20 protein-coding genes and 1 riboswitch are annotated in these 18950 nt (G+C 61.9%); of the genes, 9 read left to right on the top strand and 11 right to left on the bottom strand.

Annotation, left to right across the window (positions count from 1 at the left end; translation table 11 throughout):
- Positions 1 to 59: 59 nt before the first annotated feature.
- The 6 genes from grpE to LO55_RS09160 form a co-directional block, all read right to left on the bottom strand.
- The gene (gene grpE, locus LO55_RS09185; protein ID WP_005664916.1) at positions 60 to 635 is read right to left on the bottom strand and encodes a nucleotide exchange factor GrpE; all 576 of its coding nucleotides are present in this window, start codon (positions 633 to 635) and stop codon (positions 60 to 62) included.
- 237 nt (positions 636 to 872) lie between these two features.
- Positions 873 to 1976 (bottom strand): ferrochelatase, encoded by a 1104-nt coding sequence (gene hemH / locus LO55_RS09180; RefSeq protein WP_005664914.1) that lies wholly within the window; start codon positions 1974 to 1976, stop codon positions 873 to 875.
- Positions 1977 to 2111: 135 nt separating this feature from the next.
- A complete protein-coding gene (locus tag LO55_RS09175) occupies positions 2112 to 2540 on the bottom strand; it encodes an organic hydroperoxide resistance protein (protein WP_005664912.1) in 429 nt (142 codons plus the stop codon).
- A 134-nt stretch (positions 2541 to 2674) separates the two neighbouring features.
- Positions 2675 to 4339 carry a DNA repair protein RecN gene (recN, locus tag LO55_RS09170; protein WP_071361228.1) on the bottom strand — a complete coding sequence of 555 codons (1665 nt, stop codon included), beginning with the start codon at positions 4337 to 4339 and terminating at the stop codon, positions 2675 to 2677.
- Between the two features lie 66 nt (positions 4340 to 4405).
- The gene (locus LO55_RS09165; protein ID WP_005664908.1) at positions 4406 to 5308 is read right to left on the bottom strand and encodes an NAD kinase; all 903 of its coding nucleotides are present in this window, start codon (positions 5306 to 5308) and stop codon (positions 4406 to 4408) included.
- 129 nt (positions 5309 to 5437) lie between these two features.
- Positions 5438 to 6346 carry a DUF3667 domain-containing protein gene (locus LO55_RS09160; RefSeq protein WP_071361227.1) on the bottom strand — a complete coding sequence of 303 codons (909 nt, stop codon included), beginning with the start codon at positions 6344 to 6346 and terminating at the stop codon, positions 5438 to 5440.
- Positions 6347 to 6491: 145 nt separating this feature from the next.
- On the opposite strand from LO55_RS09160, the gene LO55_RS09155 reads away from it, so the two are divergent.
- From LO55_RS09155 to ribB, 7 genes are all read left to right on the top strand, one after another.
- Positions 6492 to 6812 (top strand): hypothetical protein, encoded by a 321-nt coding sequence (locus tag LO55_RS09155; protein WP_071361226.1) that lies wholly within the window; start codon positions 6492 to 6494, stop codon positions 6810 to 6812.
- 3 nt (positions 6813 to 6815) lie between these two features.
- Positions 6816 to 7247, top strand: coding sequence for an OsmC family protein (locus tag LO55_RS09150; protein WP_071361225.1), 432 nt, complete (start codon positions 6816 to 6818; stop codon positions 7245 to 7247).
- A gap of 99 nt (positions 7248 to 7346) precedes the next feature.
- Positions 7347 to 7760, top strand: coding sequence for a lactoylglutathione lyase (gene gloA / locus LO55_RS09145; RefSeq protein ID WP_005664902.1), 414 nt, complete (start codon positions 7347 to 7349; stop codon positions 7758 to 7760).
- Between the two features lie 207 nt (positions 7761 to 7967).
- A complete protein-coding gene (locus LO55_RS09140) occupies positions 7968 to 10784 on the top strand; it encodes a type VI secretion system Vgr family protein (RefSeq protein WP_071361224.1) in 2817 nt (938 codons plus the stop codon).
- Positions 10785 to 12089, top strand: a complete 1305-nt coding sequence (locus tag LO55_RS26280; protein WP_143054487.1) for a hypothetical protein — start codon at positions 10785 to 10787, stop codon at positions 12087 to 12089.
- Positions 12086 to 12610 carry a hypothetical protein gene (locus LO55_RS26275; protein WP_143054486.1) on the top strand — a complete coding sequence of 175 codons (525 nt, stop codon included), beginning with the start codon at positions 12086 to 12088 and terminating at the stop codon, positions 12608 to 12610. Before LO55_RS26280 ends, LO55_RS26275 begins: the two co-directional genes overlap by 4 nt.
- 163 nt (positions 12611 to 12773) lie before the next feature.
- Positions 12774 to 12925, top strand: a riboswitch (FMN riboswitch).
- 102 nt (positions 12926 to 13027) lie between these two features.
- Positions 13028 to 13675 carry a 3,4-dihydroxy-2-butanone-4-phosphate synthase gene (gene ribB, locus LO55_RS09135; RefSeq protein WP_071361223.1) on the top strand — a complete coding sequence of 216 codons (648 nt, stop codon included), beginning with the start codon at positions 13028 to 13030 and terminating at the stop codon, positions 13673 to 13675.
- Between the two features lie 85 nt (positions 13676 to 13760).
- On the opposite strand, the gene LO55_RS09130 is transcribed toward ribB, so the two are convergent.
- From LO55_RS09130 to LO55_RS09115, 4 genes are all read right to left on the bottom strand, one after another.
- A complete protein-coding gene (locus LO55_RS09130) occupies positions 13761 to 15119 on the bottom strand; it encodes a TolC family outer membrane protein (RefSeq protein WP_071361222.1) in 1359 nt (452 codons plus the stop codon).
- 37 nt (positions 15120 to 15156) lie between these two features.
- Positions 15157 to 15480, bottom strand: a complete 324-nt coding sequence (locus tag LO55_RS09125; RefSeq protein WP_005664887.1) for a rhodanese-like domain-containing protein — start codon at positions 15478 to 15480, stop codon at positions 15157 to 15159.
- A 9-nt stretch (positions 15481 to 15489) separates the two neighbouring features.
- Positions 15490 to 16143 carry a protein-L-isoaspartate O-methyltransferase family protein gene (locus LO55_RS09120; RefSeq protein WP_071361221.1) on the bottom strand — a complete coding sequence of 218 codons (654 nt, stop codon included), beginning with the start codon at positions 16141 to 16143 and terminating at the stop codon, positions 15490 to 15492.
- A 161-nt stretch (positions 16144 to 16304) separates the two neighbouring features.
- The gene (locus tag LO55_RS09115) at positions 16305 to 16946 is read right to left on the bottom strand and encodes a TetR/AcrR family transcriptional regulator (protein ID WP_071361220.1); all 642 of its coding nucleotides are present in this window, start codon (positions 16944 to 16946) and stop codon (positions 16305 to 16307) included.
- 199 nt (positions 16947 to 17145) lie between these two features.
- Between LO55_RS09115 and LO55_RS26270 the strand changes: the two genes are divergently transcribed.
- Positions 17146 to 17418, top strand: coding sequence for a YkgJ family cysteine cluster protein (locus tag LO55_RS26270; protein ID WP_143054485.1), 273 nt, complete (start codon positions 17146 to 17148; stop codon positions 17416 to 17418).
- A 22-nt stretch (positions 17419 to 17440) separates the two neighbouring features.
- Here LO55_RS26270 and LO55_RS09110 read toward each other — a convergent pair whose 3' ends face one another.
- Positions 17441 to 17848 carry a hypothetical protein gene (locus LO55_RS09110; protein ID WP_071361219.1) on the bottom strand — a complete coding sequence of 136 codons (408 nt, stop codon included), beginning with the start codon at positions 17846 to 17848 and terminating at the stop codon, positions 17441 to 17443.
- Positions 17849 to 18086: 238 nt separating this feature from the next.
- On the opposite strand from LO55_RS09110, the gene LO55_RS09105 reads away from it, so the two are divergent.
- Positions 18087 to 18920, top strand: a complete 834-nt coding sequence (locus tag LO55_RS09105; protein WP_071361218.1) for an undecaprenyl-diphosphate phosphatase — start codon at positions 18087 to 18089, stop codon at positions 18918 to 18920.
- Positions 18921 to 18950 lie beyond the last annotated feature (30 nt).

The following is an 18950-nucleotide window of genomic DNA, read 5'->3' as shown; positions in this document are numbered from 1 at the left end:
TTTCAAGTGGCTCAGTTGACAGCGTCAGTTAGAACACACACAGATGCCGCTGCGGCTCCTTATTTCGGCGCTGCGGCGGTGACGATGGCCGGACGCAGCAGGCGGTCGGCGATCATGTAGCCCTTTTGCAGCACGGTGACCACGGTATTGGCTTCCTGTTCCGACGGCACGACGGCCACGGCCTGGTGCTTGTTCGGGTCCAGCTTGTCGCCCGCCTGCGGCATCACTTCGACCAGGCGGTTCTTCTCGAACGCGGCGGTGAGCTGCTTGAGGGTCATTTCGACGCCTTCCTTGATCGACTCGACCGTCGGGGCTTCGACCTTGACGGCCATTTCCAGGCTGTCGCGCACCGGCACCATGGCCTCGGCGAAGCTTTCGATGGCGAATTTGTGGGCCTTGCTCACGTCTTCCTGGGCGCGGCGGCGGATATTGTCCGCTTCGGCCTTGGCGCGCATGAAGGCGTCATGCATCTCGGCCAGCTTGGCTTCGGTCGCGCTCAGTTGTTCTTCGAGGCCCGGTTCGGCCGATGGCGCGGCCGGAGCGGCGGTTTGTGCGGTCGCACCCTCAGTGGCGTCAGCGGCAGGCGCTTCGCCAGCTTGCTGGTCGAGCACCTCTTTGTTTTCTTGGTCTTGCATCGGAAAAACTCCTAGAATCAAGGACTTGGCTGAGTTAGAAACGTATCCGGATCGATACACAGCGCCCCAGATGGGGCGATCTCCTACAATTTCAAGGGGAATTGCAGAGATGGCATCTGAAAAACGGATAAATACGGCACCCAGCACCAACAACCTGGCATTTTAGCAGGTTGTCAATAAGCAAGCGCTTGCGGACGTCCGTAAAAACATGCCGGCGTGGGGCCGGCATGTGGAGGGTCAGGCGCCCAGGCGGGCCGCGTTCTGCGCGCCGCGCTCGGCGTCGAGGCGGCGGGCCTCGCGCTGGGCCGGGGTCTGGATCGTGGACCAGCCGATCAGGTGCTGCTCGGCGATCTCGGCCATGCCGTGGATCCAGGACGGCGAGGCGTTCAGGCAGGGGATGTAGTGGAATTGCTTGCCGCCATTGGCTTCGAAATCGTGCCGCACTTCCATCGAGATCTCTTCCAGCGTCTCGAGGCAATCGCTGGTGAAGCCCGGGCACAGCACGTCGATGCGCTCGACGCCGTCACGCGCCAGCTGCTGCACGGTCGGCGCGGTGTACGGCTGCAGCCATTCGGCCTTGCCGAAGCGCGACTGGAAGGTGACCAGGTAGTCGTCCGGCCCGAGCCCGAGCGCGTCGGCCAGCAGGCGCCCGGTCTTCTGGCATTCGCAGAAGTACGGGTCGCCCAGCTCCAGGGTGCGCTTGGGCGTGCCGTGGAAGCTCATCACCAGCTTCTGGCCGCGGCCGTGGGCGTCCCAGTGGGCCTGCACGCTGTCGCGCAGCGCGTTGATATAGCCTTCATGGTCGTGGTAGTGCTTCACCAGGCGCAGCTCGGGCACGTTGCGCACCTGGCCGTAATGCTTGAACACCGCGTCCCAGATCGAGGCGGTGGTGGTGCCGGAATATTGCGGGTAGGCGGGCAGCACGACGATGCGGTCGCACCCGTCGGCCTTCAGTTGATCGAGCACGTCGGGCAGGGACGGCGTGCCGTAGCGCATGGCCATCGCCACCTTGACGTCTTCGTGGCCGCGTTCGGCCAGCAACGCCTGCAGTTTTGCGGCCTGCTGGGCGGTGTGGATGCGCAGGGGCGAGCCTTCGCGGGTCCAGATGGTGCGGTACTTGGCGGCCGACTGGCCGGAACGGAACGGCAGGATGAACAGGTTCAGGATGACCCACCAGATGCGGCTGGGGATCTCGACCACGCGCGGATCGGACAGGAACTGCTTCAGGTAGCGGCGCACGCTGGAACGGGTGGGTTCGTCCGGCGTGCCGAGGTTGACCAGGACGATCGCGCTGCGCGACACGCTGCCGTGGATGTGAGGCGGTTCTTTACGGAATGGCATACATGAGGAATGGTGACAGGACCTGCCTATTATAAGTGCGCCCTGCCAACCCGGCAGGCGACGCCCTCTTTTACGAGGGCGTCGCCACCGCCTTGCGTGGCGCTTGCGCCACGGACACGTCTTATGCCGCCGGAATCAGGTGTTCACGTGCAGGCGCACGTCGATATTGCCGCGGGTGGCGTTCGAGTACGGGCACACGATATGGGCCTTGTCGACCAGCTCTTGCAGCTGGGCCTGGTCCATGCCCGGGGCCTTGATGGTGAGGTCGACTTCGATGCCGAAGCCGGTCGGGATCTGGCCGATGCCGACGTCGCCGGTGATGGTCAGGTCTTGCGGCAGGGCGACCTTGGCCTGGCCGGCCACGAATTTGAGGGCGCCCAGGAAGCAGGCCGAATAGCCGGCCGCGAACAGTTGCTCCGGATTCGTGCCCGGGCCGCCGCCACCGCCGAGTTCCTTCGGCGTGCTCAGTTTCAGGTCAAGGACGCCATCGGAACTTTTCGAGGTGCCTTCACGGCCGCCTTGCGAGGTGGCTTGGGCGCGGTACAGGACTTTTTCGATGCTCATGCGAATTCCTTCCATGGTTGGGGGTGGCGGACGATGCTGCGGCGTGAAGGCCGCAGGTCGAACGTCACTCTGCCACAGAATGAAGAAAGCGGCATGACATCGGAATGAAGAGTTCTGTAGCGAACCGCAGTGGTTCAGGAAGCGAGCAACTCCCGCGCATGCTTGCGCGTGGTTTCGGTGATCTCGATCCCGCCCAGCATGCGCGCCACCTCTTCCACCCGCGCGCGGCTGTCGAGCACGTCGATGCGCGACACGGTGCGGCCCTCGCCCGTCGTGCCCTTGGCCACCTGGAAATGCTGGTTGGCCTGGCTCGCCACCTGCGGCAAGTGGGTCACGCACAGCACTTGCCGCTGCTGGCCCAGGCGCTTCAACAGGCGCCCCACCACTTCGGCCACGCCGCCGCCGATGCCGGTGTCGACCTCGTCGAAGATCAGCGTCGGCACCGTGGTCGCGTTCGAGGTGATCACCGAGATCGCCAGCGAGATGCGCGCCAGTTCGCCGCCCGAGGCCACCTTGGCCAGCGGACGCGGCGCCACGCCGGCGTGGCCGGCGACCAGGAATTCCACCTGTTCGAGGCCATGCGCGCCCGGCTCGCCGCTATTCAGGCCGATGGCGAAGCTGCCGCCGCTCATGCTGAGCTCCTGCATCGCGGCCGTCACTTGCGCGCCCAGTTCGGCGGCGGCCTTGACGCGGCGCGCCGACAGGCGCCCGGCCACGTCCATGTAGACGGCCCTGGCCTTGTCTTCCTGCTTGCGCAAGCCTTCGATATCGGTGGCGTCGGCCAGCTGGCGCAGCTTGGCGCCGAGCGCCGCGTGTTCGTCGGGCAGCTCTTCGGGCGTCACGCGGTACTTGCGCGCGGCGCTGTGCAGGGCGTCCATGCGCGCATCGACGTCGCGCAGGCGCTCGGGGTCGAGCTCGACCTTGTCGATATAGTTGTTCAGCTCCGATACGGCCTCTTGCAGCTGGATGCGGGCTGGCTCCATGCAGTCGAGCACCGCCTGCAGCTGGGCGTCGACGTCGACCAGCTTGCCGAGCTTGGCATTGAGCGAGGACAGCTGCGACAGGATCGGATGCTCCGATTCCGAGATCGCGGCCAAGGCTTCCTGGGCGCCTTCGAGCAGGCTGGCGGCGTGCGACAGGCGGCTGTGTTCATTGCTGATCTCGACCCATTCGCCGGCCTTCGGCGCCAGTTTATCCAGCTCGCTGACTTGCCACTCGAGGCGCTCGCGCTCGATCAGCACGTTCTTGGCATTGGTCTCGTATTCTTCGCGCTGGCGCACCAGCGCGCGCCAGGCGCGCCAGGCTTGCGACACGGCTTGCGCCTCGATGCGCGCCTGCGGATCGCGCACCGCGATTTGATTGTCCAGCAGCGCGCGCTGGGCGTCCGGCTTGAGCAGCGACTGGTGGGCATGCTGGCCGTGGATGTCGACCAGCAGCTCGCCCAGGTCGCGCAGCTGGGCCGCGGTTGCCGCCACGCCATTGATATAGGCCTTGGAGCGGCCGGCGTTGTCGATCACGCGGCGCAGCAGCGCCCCGCCCTCCTCGACGCTGAATTCGTGCTGCTCGAGCCAGCGCGACGCCGCCGCGGTCGGCGAAAAATCGGCCGTGATGTCGGCCTTGGGGGCGCCTTCGCGCACCATGCTGGCGTCGCCGCGTCCGCCCAGCGCCAGTTGCAGCGCATCGATCAGGATCGACTTGCCGGCGCCGGTCTCGCCGGTGAACACCGAAAAGCCGTTCGAGAACTCCAGTTCGATCGCGTCGACGATGACGAAGTCGCGGATGGTCAGTGTGCGCAGCATGAAAAATCGGGTCTCCGGTGATTGGCGATTCTGTGGCGAACAAGTCGGGCGGACAATTCCGGCGTCTTACTTGAGCCTGCCGTCGTTGGTGGGGTATTCGTTCCAGTGCAGCTTCTGGCGCAGCGTGTGGTAATAGCTCCAGTCGAGCGGATGCAGGAAGGTGATCGTGTGCGGCGAGCGCGAAATGACGATGCAGTCGCCCAGTTGCAGGCTGGTGAAGGTCTGCATGTCGAAGTTCACGCTGATGTCGCGTCCGCTGACCAGCTCGACCACGATCTCGCTGGTATCCGGCACCACGATCGGCCGGTTCGACAGCGCATGCGGCGCGATCGGCACCAGCACCGTGCCGCCAAGGCTCGGATGCAGCAGCGGCCCGCCCGCGGACAGCGCGTAGGCCGTGGAGCCGGTGGGCGTGGACACGATCAGGCCATCCGAACGCTGGTTGTACATGAACTGACCGTCGACGGTCAGCTTGAGTTCGACCATGCCGGCGCCGGTGCCGCGCGCCACGACCACGTCGTTGACGGCCACGCTGCAGAAGATCTGCTCGCCGCCGCGCATCACGCGCGCCTCGAGCAGGGTGCGTTTCTCGGCGCGCGAGCGGCCTTGCAGGATCTCGCCGAGCGCCGGCAGCATGTCGTCGAGCGGAATGTCGGTGATGAAGCCGAGCCGGCCCAGGTTGATGCCGACCAGGGGAATGTCGTACTCGGCCAGCTGGCGCGCGATGCCGAGCATGGTGCCATCGCCGCCGACCACGATACCGATCTTCGCCTGCGCGCCGATCTCGGCCACGGTCATCGAATCGATGTTATCCAGTTGCAGGTGCGCCGCGGTATCGGCCTCGAACACCACGCGGTAGCCCGCCTCTTGCAGGAAATCGCGGATGCGGCCGACCGGCTCCTCGACGCCTGCCGTGTTGTGCCGCACCACGAGCGCGATGATCTGTTGCGGTTGGGGCGAAGCGGGCATGACGTTCTCTGCAGTTGAGGGTTAAGCGTACGCTGGAGATTAACCGATAATCCCTGCGGCTGCCATACGGCGCTCGGTAATGACTGTATAAATGAACAGTATAGCGGGCGCCGCCCCTGACCTGCAAGTTCAGCCCATCAGTACCATGCCCATCACGGTCAATACGGCCGAGGCCAGGGTCACGACGTGGGCGAAGATCAGCACGACCCAGCGCATGACGGTGCCCACCCAGCTGCGCTCGTAGACGCGGCGCATCGCGAGCGGCAGGTAGAACACCAGCCACAGCAATAGCGCGAAGGTGATGAACTTCCAGCTTTCCGGCACCAGGATCATCACCGATAGCATCAGGAAGGCAAAGGCATTCGCGTGCAGGGCGAACAGGAAATGCTCGCCGTAGCGGCGCCCGGTGCCCAGGTACAGGATCTTCATATACAGCGCGAACAGCGGCATCATGGCGAAGATCGCATACGGCGTATAACTGTAGAAAGCCTGCTTGAGCGCGGCCTTCTGCGCCTGCGGCGACAGGGACAGGAAGCGCGCCACGCGCTCGCGCAATACCGGATGCACATTGCCGGCCTTCTGGTTCAGCACGGCCAGGACTCGTTCATACTCGGCGGCGTCCGCCCCCATGGCCGGGCCCAGCACCGTCTCCTTGGCGTGCCCTTCGGCCACCGCCGCGGCCAGGGCCGGCGACGGCTCGTCGAAACGCGCCACCTCGACGCCACTGAGCTTGAACAGCGCAAAGAAAATGATGCTGAAGGTGAGATACAGGCGCAGCGGCTCCAGGTAGCGCACGCGGCGGCCCTCGATGTATTCGCAGGTCAGCAAGCCCGGTTTGGCAATCAGCAGGGCCAGCGACTTCCACAGCTTGCCCTCCAGCGCCACGTAGTGGGCGATGAACTCGTGCAGGAATTCACGCGCGCTCGGCACGTGCAGGTGGGTGGCCTGCCCGCATTGCTGGCAGTAATTGCCTTGCGTAGTCGTACCGCAGTTCTTGCAGGCGATGCCGGCGTCGTGGGTCAGGGTGTCGGTGCTCAAGGCGCGCCTTCAGTCAATACGTTCACCTTCCCATCTTAGCGGTGTAATTGCAAAAAAGCATCATCAAATTACGGAGTTCAATTGCGCGACTCATTCACCAACAGGCAGTTACGATGATGATGACGAAAATGCAAAGGAGAGCACCATGGTGACCGAAACCAAGGACCGGTTCGTCAATACCAAGGAACCGATGAGCAACGATGGCGTCAAACGCCAGCCGCATGAACGCGACGAGACGCCGGACGGGCAAGACCAGGAACCGCGCGGCGTCATGAAGCAGGCGGCCAAGGACCTCGAGCAGGGCCTGGTCGATACCGATTCGCGCAACACGCCCGGCATTTCGGAGGCGGTCGATCCGGCCCCCGGCGCCAGCGGCCAGGCCCAGCCGCAGCCCGACCGCCACCGCGATATGCGCGACCATGACGCCGAACCGGCGCCCGAAGACAACGACAAGGAAAGGAAATAACAGATGACGATCAAACGCGATGGCAGCGCCGTCTGGAGCGGCGGCCTCAAGGACGGCAAGGGCCAGGTCTCGACCGGCAGCGGCGCGCTCAAGGACCAGCCCTACGGCTTCAACACCCGCTTCGAAGACACGCCGGGCACCAATCCCGAAGAGCTGATCGGCGCGGCGCACGCGGGCTGCTTCACGATGGCGCTGTCGGGCCAGCTGGGCCAGGCCGGCTTGACCGCCGACGAGCTGCGCACCAAGGCGACGGTGTCGATGGAAAAGGTCGAGGGTGGCTTCTCGATCACGGCCGTGCACCTCGACCTGGTGGCCAAGATCCCGGGCGCCAGCCAGGAAGCCTTCGACAAGGCGGCCACCACGGCCAAGGAAAACTGCCCGGTGTCGAAGCTGCTGAATGCCAAGATCACGCTCGACGCCAGGCTCGAGAACTGATCCGGCGCGCCGCGGGCCGTCCTGCCCGCGGCGCCTCCGGCAAGGATGCCGTCGAACGCATAGAATGGCGGTTCTTCGAAACACATAGGGCAAGCCAAAATGCGCATCCTGCATACCATGTTGAGGGTCGGCGACCTGCAACGCTCCATCGACTTCTACACCAAGGTGCTGGGCATGAAACTGCTGCGCACCAGCGACAATCCTGAATACAAGTACAGCCTGGCCTTCCTCGGCTACGGCAGCAACCCGGACCACGCCGAGCTCGAGCTGACCTATAACTGGGGCACCGACAGCTACGACATGGGCACGGCCTACGGCCACATCGCGATCTCGGCCGAAGACATCTACGCCACCTGCGACCAGGTGCGCGCGGCCGGCGGCAACATCACCCGCGAACCGGGCCCGGTCAAGGGCGGCACCACCGTGATCGCCTTCATCACCGATCCGGACGGCTACAAGGTCGAGCTGATCGAGCGCGCCGACAATGCCGGCGGCGGTGGGCTGAGCAACTAAGCGCTGACTGAATTTTCAGCAAGGATGGCGCGGCGCTTCCAGGCACCGCGCCATTTTTTTATCCCGACCTACCCGCTGCGCATATCCGACTTGCGGCTTGACGACCGTCATGCCTGCAGGCATCACCTAAAAGACCCGCTCTCTTAAGATCGACATTGCCGCCAACGAGACGGAGTGCACAATGTCTATCCAGGCCTGCCCGCACCAATGAGAGCCTTTCCCGCCCCCGCTTCGCTCGGCCTGTACGGCACGGGCCTGAGCCAGCACGCGCGGCTCCTCACCCTGGCCAGCAGCCAGAAAAGCGGCTTGCCGCAATCGCTGGTGGCGGAGCGCTTCGCGGGACGCGAGGCCATCAACGAACTGTTCCGCTTCGAAGTCGATGCGCTCAGCACCTCGACCGACCTCGACCTGTCTTCCTTCATCGGCGAAGAATTGAGCGTCGGGCTGCTGCAGCCGGACGGCGGCCGGCGCGCCTGGCATGGCCTGTGTACGCAAGCCGCCTGGCTGGGCGCCGATGGCGGCGTCGCCCGCTACCGCCTGGTGCTCGAACCGGCGCTGGCGCTGCTGACGCTGCGGCGCGATTGCTACCTGTTCCAGAACAAGACCGTGCGCGACATCGTCTGTGAATTACTGGCCGATTACCCACAGGTAGACGTCGCATTCGACGTGACGCAGGAGCTGGCGCCACGGCCCGTCTGCACCCAGTACCGCGAAAGCGATTACGCATTCTTCGCGCGGCTGCTGGCCTCCGAGGGCCTGAGCTGGCGCTTCGATCATTCTCCGTTCGAGACAGTGGCGGGCGCCGACCACGGCCAGGCGCGGCACCGCCTGGTGATCTTCGACCGGCGGGCGCGGATTCCCGCGACGCCCGGCGGCGCGACGTTGCGCTTTCACGGCGTGCGTGCGACCGAGCGCGACGATGCAATCGACACCTTCCACGCACGGCGCCGGGTAGCAGCCAACGGCGTCAGCATCAGCAGCTGGAACCCGGCCATCTTGCTGGCGCCGGCGGCAGAACTGAATTCGCACCTCGATGCCGGCGCCCTGCCCGCGCTTTCCATCCACGACGGCAGCGGCGAACGCATCGGCGGCGACACCGGCGCCGCGATGCGTGGCCACAGCGAGTTGATGCTGCTGGCGCTCGAGTTGGACAACAAGGTCTTCGAAGGCGCGGGCGCCGTGCGCCGGCTGGCGGCCGGACATGGCTTTAGCTTGACGCAGCACGACCGCTATCCGGCCGGCGCCAACGCCTTCACCGTGCTGTGGGTGGAACACGAGGCGCGCAACAACTTCGACACCGGCATCGCGGGCGCGTCGAAACAGGTCGAGAACGGCACCTACCGCAATACCTTCGCCTGCGTGCGCGACGTGGTCGCGCTGGTGCCGGCCGCAACCGCCGCGCCGCATCCCTGCACGAGCCTGGGGCCGCAGACCGCGCTGGTGGTCGGCTTGCCGAATGCGGTCGCCACCAGCACGCGCGACCATCAGGTAAAAGTCCAGTTCGCGTGGCAGCGTGGCGTCAATCCGAATCCCGGCGGCATTGCTCACAACCTGGATGAGCGGGGCAGCGCACCGGGCAACGATGCTTGCGGCAGCTGGATACGCGTGGCCGAGGCGCTGGCCGGGCCGAACTGGGGCACGGTGTTCACGCCGCGCATCGGCACCGAGGTGCTGGTGGATTTTATTGAAGGCGATATCGACCGGCCAGTCATCGTCGCGCAGTTGCATAACGGCGTCGATCTGCCGCCCTTTCCGGCTGGGGTGGATTCCGGCGCCGAGCATGCCGGCGTGCTGTCGGGGATTCATAGCCGAAACTTCGATGGCGGGGGTTTCAATCAGTGGCAGGTGGACGATACGCCCGGCCAGCTGCGCACGCGGCTGGCAAGCAGCAGCGCCGGCAGCGAACTCAATCTTGGTTATCTGATCGAGCAGCCACCCGGCACATCACAGCGCGGGCGCTATCGCGGCAGCGGCTTCGAGCTGCGCACCGATGCCTGGGCGGTCGTGCGCGGCGGTGAAGGCGTGCTGCTGTCGACCAGTACGCGGCCGCAGCTCGGGAGCGGGATCACGTCGACGCAAATGGATGCGGCCGAGGCCGTGGCGCAGTTCAAGGCGGCGCAATCGCTGGGCGACGCGCTGCGCGATGCGGCGGGCCAGTCGCAGGCGCTGTTTAGTAGGGATGCAGCCAAGGCGCAGGAGGAATTCATCGCGCTGATCGATCCTCAGGCCAAGGGCAAGTATGACGGCGCGGTTGGTGGGCAGACGGCGCTCAAGGCCAAGGCAGGGTCGCGCGAGCTCGATGGCGGGCAACCCGTTGAAAAATTTGGGGCGGCGATCGTGCTGATGGATTCGGCGGCCAGCGTGAATTGGGCAACCCCGGCATCGACCGTGGTCTATGCGGGCGGACAGATGCAGTGGACGACGCAGTCGGATTTCCATATCGCTGCGGCGCATACGGTGTCGACTGTGGCGGGCGGCGCGGCCAGCCTGTTTTCGCATGCGGGCGGGATCCAGGCGATTGCGGCGAATGGGCCGGTGTCGCTGCAAGCGCATACGGATCAGCTGGAGATTCTGGCGGACAAGGAAGTCACCGTGATGTCGGTGAATGACCGGATCGAGATCAAGGCCAAGGAAAAGATCGTGCTGCAGGCGGGCGAGTCGGCCATCACGCTGGAAGGTGGGGATATTACGTTCGCCTGCCCTGGGAAGTTTTCGGTCAAGGGTGGAAAACATTCATTTAATGCAGGCGAAAACGCATCCGCCACATTCGAACGGCTTCCTGACACAAGAACACCGATTTATAGCGAGAAGTTCCGTGCAATTAGCTCGACCACAGGAAAACCGATAATAGGACTTCCGTATAGGATGATTTTGGCTGACGGAACAGTTATTAATGGAATAACGGATGATGCTGGCGAAACGATGCTAGCGACGACAACTGAGTCTCTGCCCCTAAAAGTATTTTGGGATACCGAATTCGATGATGGAAATACTGAAAACCACATCGAAGATGGAGGATGCTGAATGAATAAAATTGAAAAAACCAGTTCCACAACGAAGGAGAACAAGACGTCACCGACGGATGTTATATTGACGGAAACGGTATCAGTCACTTATATCTTCAGAATCGTTAGCACCAAGTCCCTCACTCTGCCCTACGCCGTTGAGATAGACGGAAAAGTTCGAGATGACTTCAAAAGCAAACCCGCTTTATTAAAGACATTATCCGGAAAAATAGATATACGGAATTTAAAACCAAATCAAAGCATTAGACTTTTCCTCAACAGCGATGCAGACCCACGAAACAGAAATAAGCCTGTCTATCAGATCACGACTTCAACAAAAAATATCGTCGTAGAGATTAATGAAAAACTCGGCAAACATTCCGGCGATGAAAAATTAATCAAAGACAACAAAAAAAGTTCGGAAACGGTTGATGTTTATACCGCATTGCTCACCGGCGACATCTGGATGAAAATTTCACACAAATACTCCATATCTGATGTGAACGGCATCCTGGCAAACGAACCGGATAAAACAATAAAACAAACAGTGTCAAAAATATACTCTGGACTAGACGAACCAAATCTGCTCATCTGCCACAGCGCAGGCGAAATTAATATTATTTTTCAAGACAGCGACAATTGCGTGAAAAATATTAGCGACGAATATAACTTATTAAAAGAAGGTTTAACACGTGTGCATCCGGCGGGCTATGCAGCACTTTTTATAGCAGCTCGCGAAGCGAAAGTGCAAAGGCTGGTCTTGACCTCAACTTGGCGCCCTTTGTTGGGATCAATAGCGCACCGTGCGGGTTTAGGATTAGATGTTAGCTATATAGACTCAGAACTATTAAATCGCCAAGAACTCCGAAAGAAGAGCGCTGTGGACACGAATGCTGTCAGTGAACGCGAAAAAATCCTGTTTGCAGATTTAGAAAAACTAAAGTCGAACAAAGAATCATTGGGAAAATCTTTGGAGAAAGCGAACAAAGATGCTCTCTTGGAGAAAGAGGACTCATCCGCCCTAATGAATTCAAGAACAAATACAAGAAAGATAAAAGAGGAGTACGACCATAACGAAATTCAATTAAAGAAAGCAGAGATAGAGTGGCTGACCGAACGTGACAAGAATGAATCAAGTATAGTGAGACGATTCCGAGAAGCACTGGCATCAAACAAATATGTTGGACAATTATTTGACCCATGGTTTATGGATGTTAGCACTCAAGACAGCTCGCCAGCAATTCCAAATCTCCAAAAAAATGAAAATGAGAAGTTACATGCGCACCACCTTCACATAACTGCCCACGAACCAAAAATATTATGAACGAATTTTCCACAACCAAGAAAAATTTGAGTTTGATACTCCTAGCTCTTCTGCTAACCGTGCAGACTAAGGCACAAACGCAGAACGACAGACCTTCGTTGTCGACACATGGAGTGATCTACCCTAACTCATGCAATGAAGATCAACAAAAAAGATTAAGATCCGTTCTTTTCAAAAGCTCAGCCTTAGCCCCTGAAAAAGCATGGCGAGCCATACAGACTTTTCTTTGCTCTACGCACAATGATAAGAACATCAACACCGCTTTAACTTTTTCGAAGTCAGAAATAAAGAACAATTATGAAGAGACTGGTGCTAGCCCGGATTCAAGGGTGGTGAAATCAACCAAAGAAACAATTGAATCGTTAATGGCAAATGGAAAGGCATGGGATGCCGAAATTGATGCAAATAGGAATGAGTTGAAAGTAAGTTATCTGAAAGATGAGGCGTGCATTGAAGGCCTGATTTTTAAATTCCACAGCGCGCAATGGTATCTATCCGAGTTCTCCGCAGCTTGCGATTGATAAATCGCAGAGTCCAGCTCCAGCGAATGGGAAGAACAAGCCAAATATACCAATAACGTATCTGCCCACGTTGTAAGTCTGCATTTCAAGTGCTCTTCAGCAAGGTTCGTCCAGCGCTGCTACAATCCCTTCGCCTGCCACTGAGCAGAGCACCACAATGTAATTACGTCTTCGGGGCGGGGTGCGATTCCCCACCGGCGGTATGACCTTCACGGGTCGAGCCCGCGAGCGCCTGCTCAACTCCCATTGAGCAGGGTCAGCAGACCTGGTGAGAAGCCAGGGCCGACGGTATAGTCCGGATGAAAGAAGATGTGCGCTGTCATGCGCCTGGTCACCCGCGCCTTCGCGGTTGAACAGGTGCGCGGTTTCGCTTTGCCCTGATGCGTTTTTCGCCAACCACTGCGAGGAGCGTTTCACATGTTAGTCCCTACCTACACCCTTCAAAGCAATGACCTCGAAGGTCGTATCGCCGCCGCCCTGGCCGCCATGCGCGCCGGCATTCCCGTCATCCTGCTCGACGACTTCGATCGCGAGAACGAGGCCGACCTGATCGTCGCCGCCGAAAAACTGAGCGTAGAAACCATGGCGCTGATGATCCGCGAATGCAGCGGCATCGTCTGCCTGTGCCTGTCCGACGAGAAGGTGCGCGCGCTCGAACTGCCGCCGATGGCGCCGGAGAACGGCAGCCGCTACGGCACCCCGTTCACGGTCTCGATCGAAGCCCGCCATGGCGTGACCACCGGCGTCTCGGCCGCGGACCGCGTCTCCACCATCCAGGCCGCGATCGCGCGCAATGCGCAGCCGGACGACCTGGTGCGTCCTGGCCACGTGTTCCCGCTGCGCGCGACGCCGGGCGGCGTGCTGGCGCGCGCCGGCCATACCGAAGGCTCGGTCGACCTGGCCAGGCTGGCCGGCCTGCAGCCGGCCGCCGTGCTGTGCGAGCTGATGAACCCGGACGGCACCATGATGCGCGGCGAGCAGATCGAGCAGTTCGCCGAAGAGCGCGCCTTCCCGATCCTCACCATCGCCGAACTGATCCAGTGGCGCCGCGCACGGGCGCTGTAATCTAAAAAATGAAAAAGCCCGGGTTGCCAGTACGCTGGCCACCCGGGCTTTTCAAACCTGCGCCCCCAAGGCGCAGGCTCGAAGATCACTCTCCCAACAAGCTGTTCACCGGCACCAGGTCCGCCTCGCGCAGCGATCCGGCCGCCGCCTTCAGGCGCAGGCCGTTGATGATCACGTCATAGCGCGCGCGCGACAGGTCGGTGCGGGTCTGGTACAGCTGGCGCTGGGCATTCAGCACGTCGATATTGATGCGCACGCCGACCTGGTAACCCAGCTTGTTCGACTCCAGCGCCGACTGGCTCGACACTTCCGCCGCTTCCAGCGCCTTGACCTGGGCCAGGCCGCTGTTCACGCCCAGGAAGGACTGGCGCGCCTGCAGCGCCGCGTTGCGGCGGGTCGCTTCCAGGTCGTTGCGGGCACGGTCTTCCAGGGCGATCGATTCACGCACGCGGCTGGTGACGGCGAAGCCGCTGAAGATCGGCACGCTCCACTGCACGCCGATCGCATTGTTCTTGGTGTCGCCCGAGCTGCCGGTGCGGCCGTTGACGTCGCGGCGGGTCGAGCTCGCCACCAGGTCGACGGTCGGCAGGTGGCCGGCGCGGTTGCGCGAGATGTCGCGCATGGCGATCTCGACCTGCAGCTGGCCGACGGTCACGCCGTAGTTCTGGTTCTCGGCCGACGACACCCAGGGATCGACCGAGGACGGCTGCGGCACCGCCAGCGTCACGCCCGGCTTGAGCGGGGCCAGGTTGCCCGGCGCGGTGCCGATGATCGTCTGCAGCGTGTTGCGCCTGTTGTCCAGCTCGTTGACGGCGGCGAATTCCTGCGCCAGCACCAGGTCGTAGGCGGCCTGCGCCTCGTGGGTGTCGGTGATGGTCTGGGTGCCGACCTCGAAGTTGCGCTTGGCCGACGCCAGCTGTTCGGTGGTCGCCTCCTTCTGGGCGCGGGTCGACTCGAGCGCATCCTGCGCCGCCAGCACGTCGAAATAGGCCGTGGCCACGCGTGTGATCAGGTCTTGCTGGGCCTGGGCGAACTGCGCCTCGGCGATCGCCTGCTGCAGCTTGCTCTGCTGGTAAGTCTGCCAGCGATCCCAACGGTACAACGGCTGCTGCAGCGACAGCGTGTATTCGTTGGTGCGCAGGTTCGAGCCGCTCGAATCGATGATGCCCGGCTGGCCGTTCGGCAAGGTGCCTACCTGGCCGATATTCCATGGATCGAACTCGTTGTCGTTCTTGCTGATTCCACCACTGAGACCCACGGTCGGCAGCAAGCCCGCACGCCCCTGGGTGATCCGCTCGCGGCCGGCGGCCAGCGAGGCGCGCGCGCTCGCATACGTCGCATCGTTGGCCAGCGCCTGCTGGTACACCTGGATCAGGTCGGCAGCATGGGCGTTAAGCGAGAAGCACGCGCTGGCAAGCAGCACGGCAAGTAGGGGTTTCTGCATTGCTATCTCCACAGGAGTCATCTAGTTGAGGATCAGGTCAATACTTCGGCATCGACGGATCGACCTGTACGGCCCAGGCGTGTACCCCGCCCGTTAAATTCGTTACGTTACTGAATCCATTGCGCTCGAGGAAAGCGGCCACGTTCATGCTGCGCGCGCCGTGGTGGCAAATGCACACCACTTCCCTGTCGTCGTCGATCTCGCTCACGCGGACCGGAATCAGGTGCATCGGGATCTGGGTCGAGCCTGCGATCCTGCAGGTCTCGAATTCCCAGTCCTCGCGCACGTCGAGCAGCAGCGGCTGCTCGCGCGCCGGGTCGGCCAGCCAGGCGGCCAACTCGGGTGCGGTAATCTGTCGCATCGCTCGCCCTCAGAAGGTGAAGCGCGACGGCGCTTCGGCGCCGGTCAGCGGCTTGGCCACGGTCTCGAACACCTTGACCGCATCGTGCGCCGTTTCCGAGGTGCGGGTGATCAGCTGGCAGCTCATCGCCGGCGCCTCGCCCAGGATGGCGATCATGCGGCCGCCCACCTTCAGCTGCTTGACCAGCGCTTCCGGCAGCACCGGCAGGCCGCCCGAGACCACGATCACGTCGTATTCGGCGCCAGCCGACCAGCCCTGGGCGCCGTTGCCTTCTTCCACGCTGACGTTGCCGACGCCGGCCTTGGCCAGGTTTTCCCTGGCCAGGGTGACGCTCTCCGGCTGGATCTCGACCGTGGTCACGTGGCGCGCCTTGTGCGCCAGCAGCGCGGCCATGTAGCCGGAACCGGTACCGATCTCGAGCACGTTCTCATGTTTTTTCACCGCGATCTCTTGCACGATGCGCGCTTCGACCTTCGGATTGAACATCGTCTCGCCGCCCGGCAACGGGATCTCGACATCCGCGAACGCCAGGTTCTCGTAGGCCTTCGGCACGAATTGTTCGCGCTTGACCACGTGCAGCAGCGCCAGCACATCTTCGTCCAGGACGTTCCACGGACGGATTTGCTGTTCGATCATGTTGAAGCGGGCTTGTTCGATATTCATTTCAGTTCTCGGTGGAAAAATAAATAATCCGATATTCTAATCGCTCAATGGCCTCTGGACGCACATCTTAACGATGCACGGCCGAGCCAGCGGAAAATTGCGACAGTCTGCAGTTTGAGGGGGATGAACGCCAGAAATCCGTCCCTGGCGTGATAGGCAAGTTACCTGGATGCGGGAAGCAGGCCGTGCAGGGTGATGTCGAGGAATGCTTCCAGGAAGGCCTCAGGCTGCAGGTCGCAGCGATCACAGGGGGCGATCGTATGCTTCCAGGTCGAGAGCATCAGCAGCGGTGCGATCAGCACCTGCGCCGTCTGCGACACGTCGATCGCGCGGAATTCGCCGCGGCGGATGCCGCGTTCGAGCATGTTCGAAATCATGCGCATGCGGCGCGTCATGACCTCTTCCTGGTAAAAGCGCGCCAGTTCGGGAAAATTATCGGCTTCGGCGAGGATCAGCTTGCTGATGCCGGACGCCTTGGTCGCGCCGATGCGCACCCACCAGGACAGGATCACTTGACGCAGCAATTCGGCGCTATGGCCGTCGAACTCCGCCACCGAGGTCTCGGCATCGTCGATCATCGGCAGGATGGTCTGGCGGACGACGGCCTTGAACAGGTCTTCCTTGTTGGCGTAATACAGGTAGAGCGTTCCCTTCGACACGCCCGCGCGGCGGGCCACGTCTTCCAGGCGGGTAGAGGCGAAACCACGTTCGACGAACAGCTCGATCGCGGAAGCCAGGAGCTCTTTGGGACGCGCTTCCTTGCGACGTTCCCAGCGCGGCTTGCTGTCAACTTGGCAGTCCATATTCCCGCCCAGAAATTATCTAAGGAACAATCAATATAGAACGCGCTTGTCCGTACAGTCAAGCAACCGTTGTATATGCGAAACTATATTAGTCGAAATGTGGTAGTAACCGTAGATTCAACTGCTTTTATGAAGAGGTCGCCGTTCGCTTGCAGGCGACCGAGGTATACTGGCGGGCTCCGTTCCAAGCACTCCCCCGATGTCCATGTCCGCCTCCTTCCAGTGCCGGCCGCAATGTGGCGCCTGCTGCACCGCACCTTCGATCACCAGTCCGATTCCGGGTATGCCGAACGGCAAGCCGGCCGGAGTGCGTTGCGTGCAATTGGGAGAGGATGAGCGCTGCCGACTCTTTGGACAAGCCGAACGGCCGGCCTTCTGCGGCGGCCTGCAGCCGTCGCATGAAATGTGCGGCGATGATCGTCCGCAGGCGATCCGCTGGCTGAGCGAGCTGGAAGAAGCGACAGCGCCGTAGGGTCGACGGCGAGCCGCCGCCCCTACATCGCCGATTTGCCGCGCGCCTGTTGCACGCGCTGGAACAGCCCGCCCAGGGTCAAGCCGTCATGCCAGACCTCGTCCAGGCGCAGGCCGTAGCGCTCGCGCAAGGCGCGCGCCAGCGGCTCGATGTCGGATGCATCGGGCATCCAGCGTGCGGACCGGGCCGCGCGCACCACGCCCAGCACCTGGTCGTCGGGACGCAGGTGCAGCTTGTCGCTGTCGCCGAACGAGAAGGCGGCGCCGAACACCGACAGGAAATCGCGGATGTCTTTACGGGATGCGGATGGGAAGGAACTGCGCCAGACCCGGCCCTGGAAGGGTCGGTAGCGTAATGCGTTGGGCAACTGCCAGTCATGAAATGCCAGCCAGGACAGCGCGGCAAGGATGATGACTAATAATAGACTCATTGGGTGAGTGCAGGATTACTCATGGATTTAGTTTAGCACGCGATTTCACATTCGGTGCAAGCGCTTTTTTCATTCGCGCGCCTGTCCAGACGCCGGGCGGCTGCACATTGCCGTCCGTAAAATCGTCTGTACGGTTCAGTTAGCCCAACGGTGGCGGCCCGGCTCATGGTAAGCTTCGAGCCCGAGCCGGCCTGCCTGTGCGGCCCGTCCCCAGATCACTTCCACACCAATACAATTCATGGATATTGCGCTCGCCATCAAGGCGATCATCATGGGCCTGGTCGAGGGCTTCACCGAATTTCTTCCGATTTCTTCCACCGGTCACCTGATTCTTGCGGGCGAGTTGCTCAATTTCACAGGCGTCAGAGAAACGGTATTCAAGATCGTGATCCAGCTGGGCGCCGTGCTGGCCGTCGTCTGGGAATACCGCGAGCGCGTCATGCGCCTGTTTTCCGGGCTGGGCTCGGATCCGCTCCAGCAGCGCTTCGCGCGCAACGTCGCGATCGCCTTCCTGCCGGCCGCCGTTGCCGGCGTGCTGTTCAGCGCCACGATCACCGAACTGCTGTTCCACCCGGTGCCGGTGGCGATCGCCCTGGTCGTGGGCGGCGTCATCATCCTGTGGGTGGAACGGCGCCAACGCCAGCGCAACGCGCCGGCGCGGGTCGAGAGCGTCGACGAGATGACGGCGCTCGACGCCCTGAAGGTCGGCTTCGCCCAGTCCTTCGCCCTGATCCCCGGCACCAGCCGTTCGGGCTCGACCATCATCGGCGGCATGCTGTTCGGCCTGTCGCGCAAGGCGGCCACCGAGTTCTCGTTCTTTCTTGCCATGCCGACGATGCTCGGCGCTACGGTGTATTCTGTGGTCAAGGAACGCGAGGCACTGTCGATGGCCGACTTCCCGCTGTTCGGCCTCGGCTTCGTCTCGGCCTTCATCGCGGCCTTCCTGTGCGTGCGCTGGCTGCTGCGCTACATCAGCACGCACGACTTCACGATCTTCGCCTGGTACCGTATCGTATTCGGTATCCTGGTGCTGGTGACCGCTCACTTTGGCTTGGTCAACTGGTCGGAGTAAACTACCAGCCTTACCTTCGTCCAAAACACT

This window comes from Massilia timonae (genome assembly GCF_001866515.1).
Lineage (GTDB): Bacteria > Pseudomonadota > Gammaproteobacteria > Burkholderiales > Burkholderiaceae_D > Telluria > Telluria timonae.
This window is presented reverse-complemented; position numbering and strand designations above follow the sequence as displayed.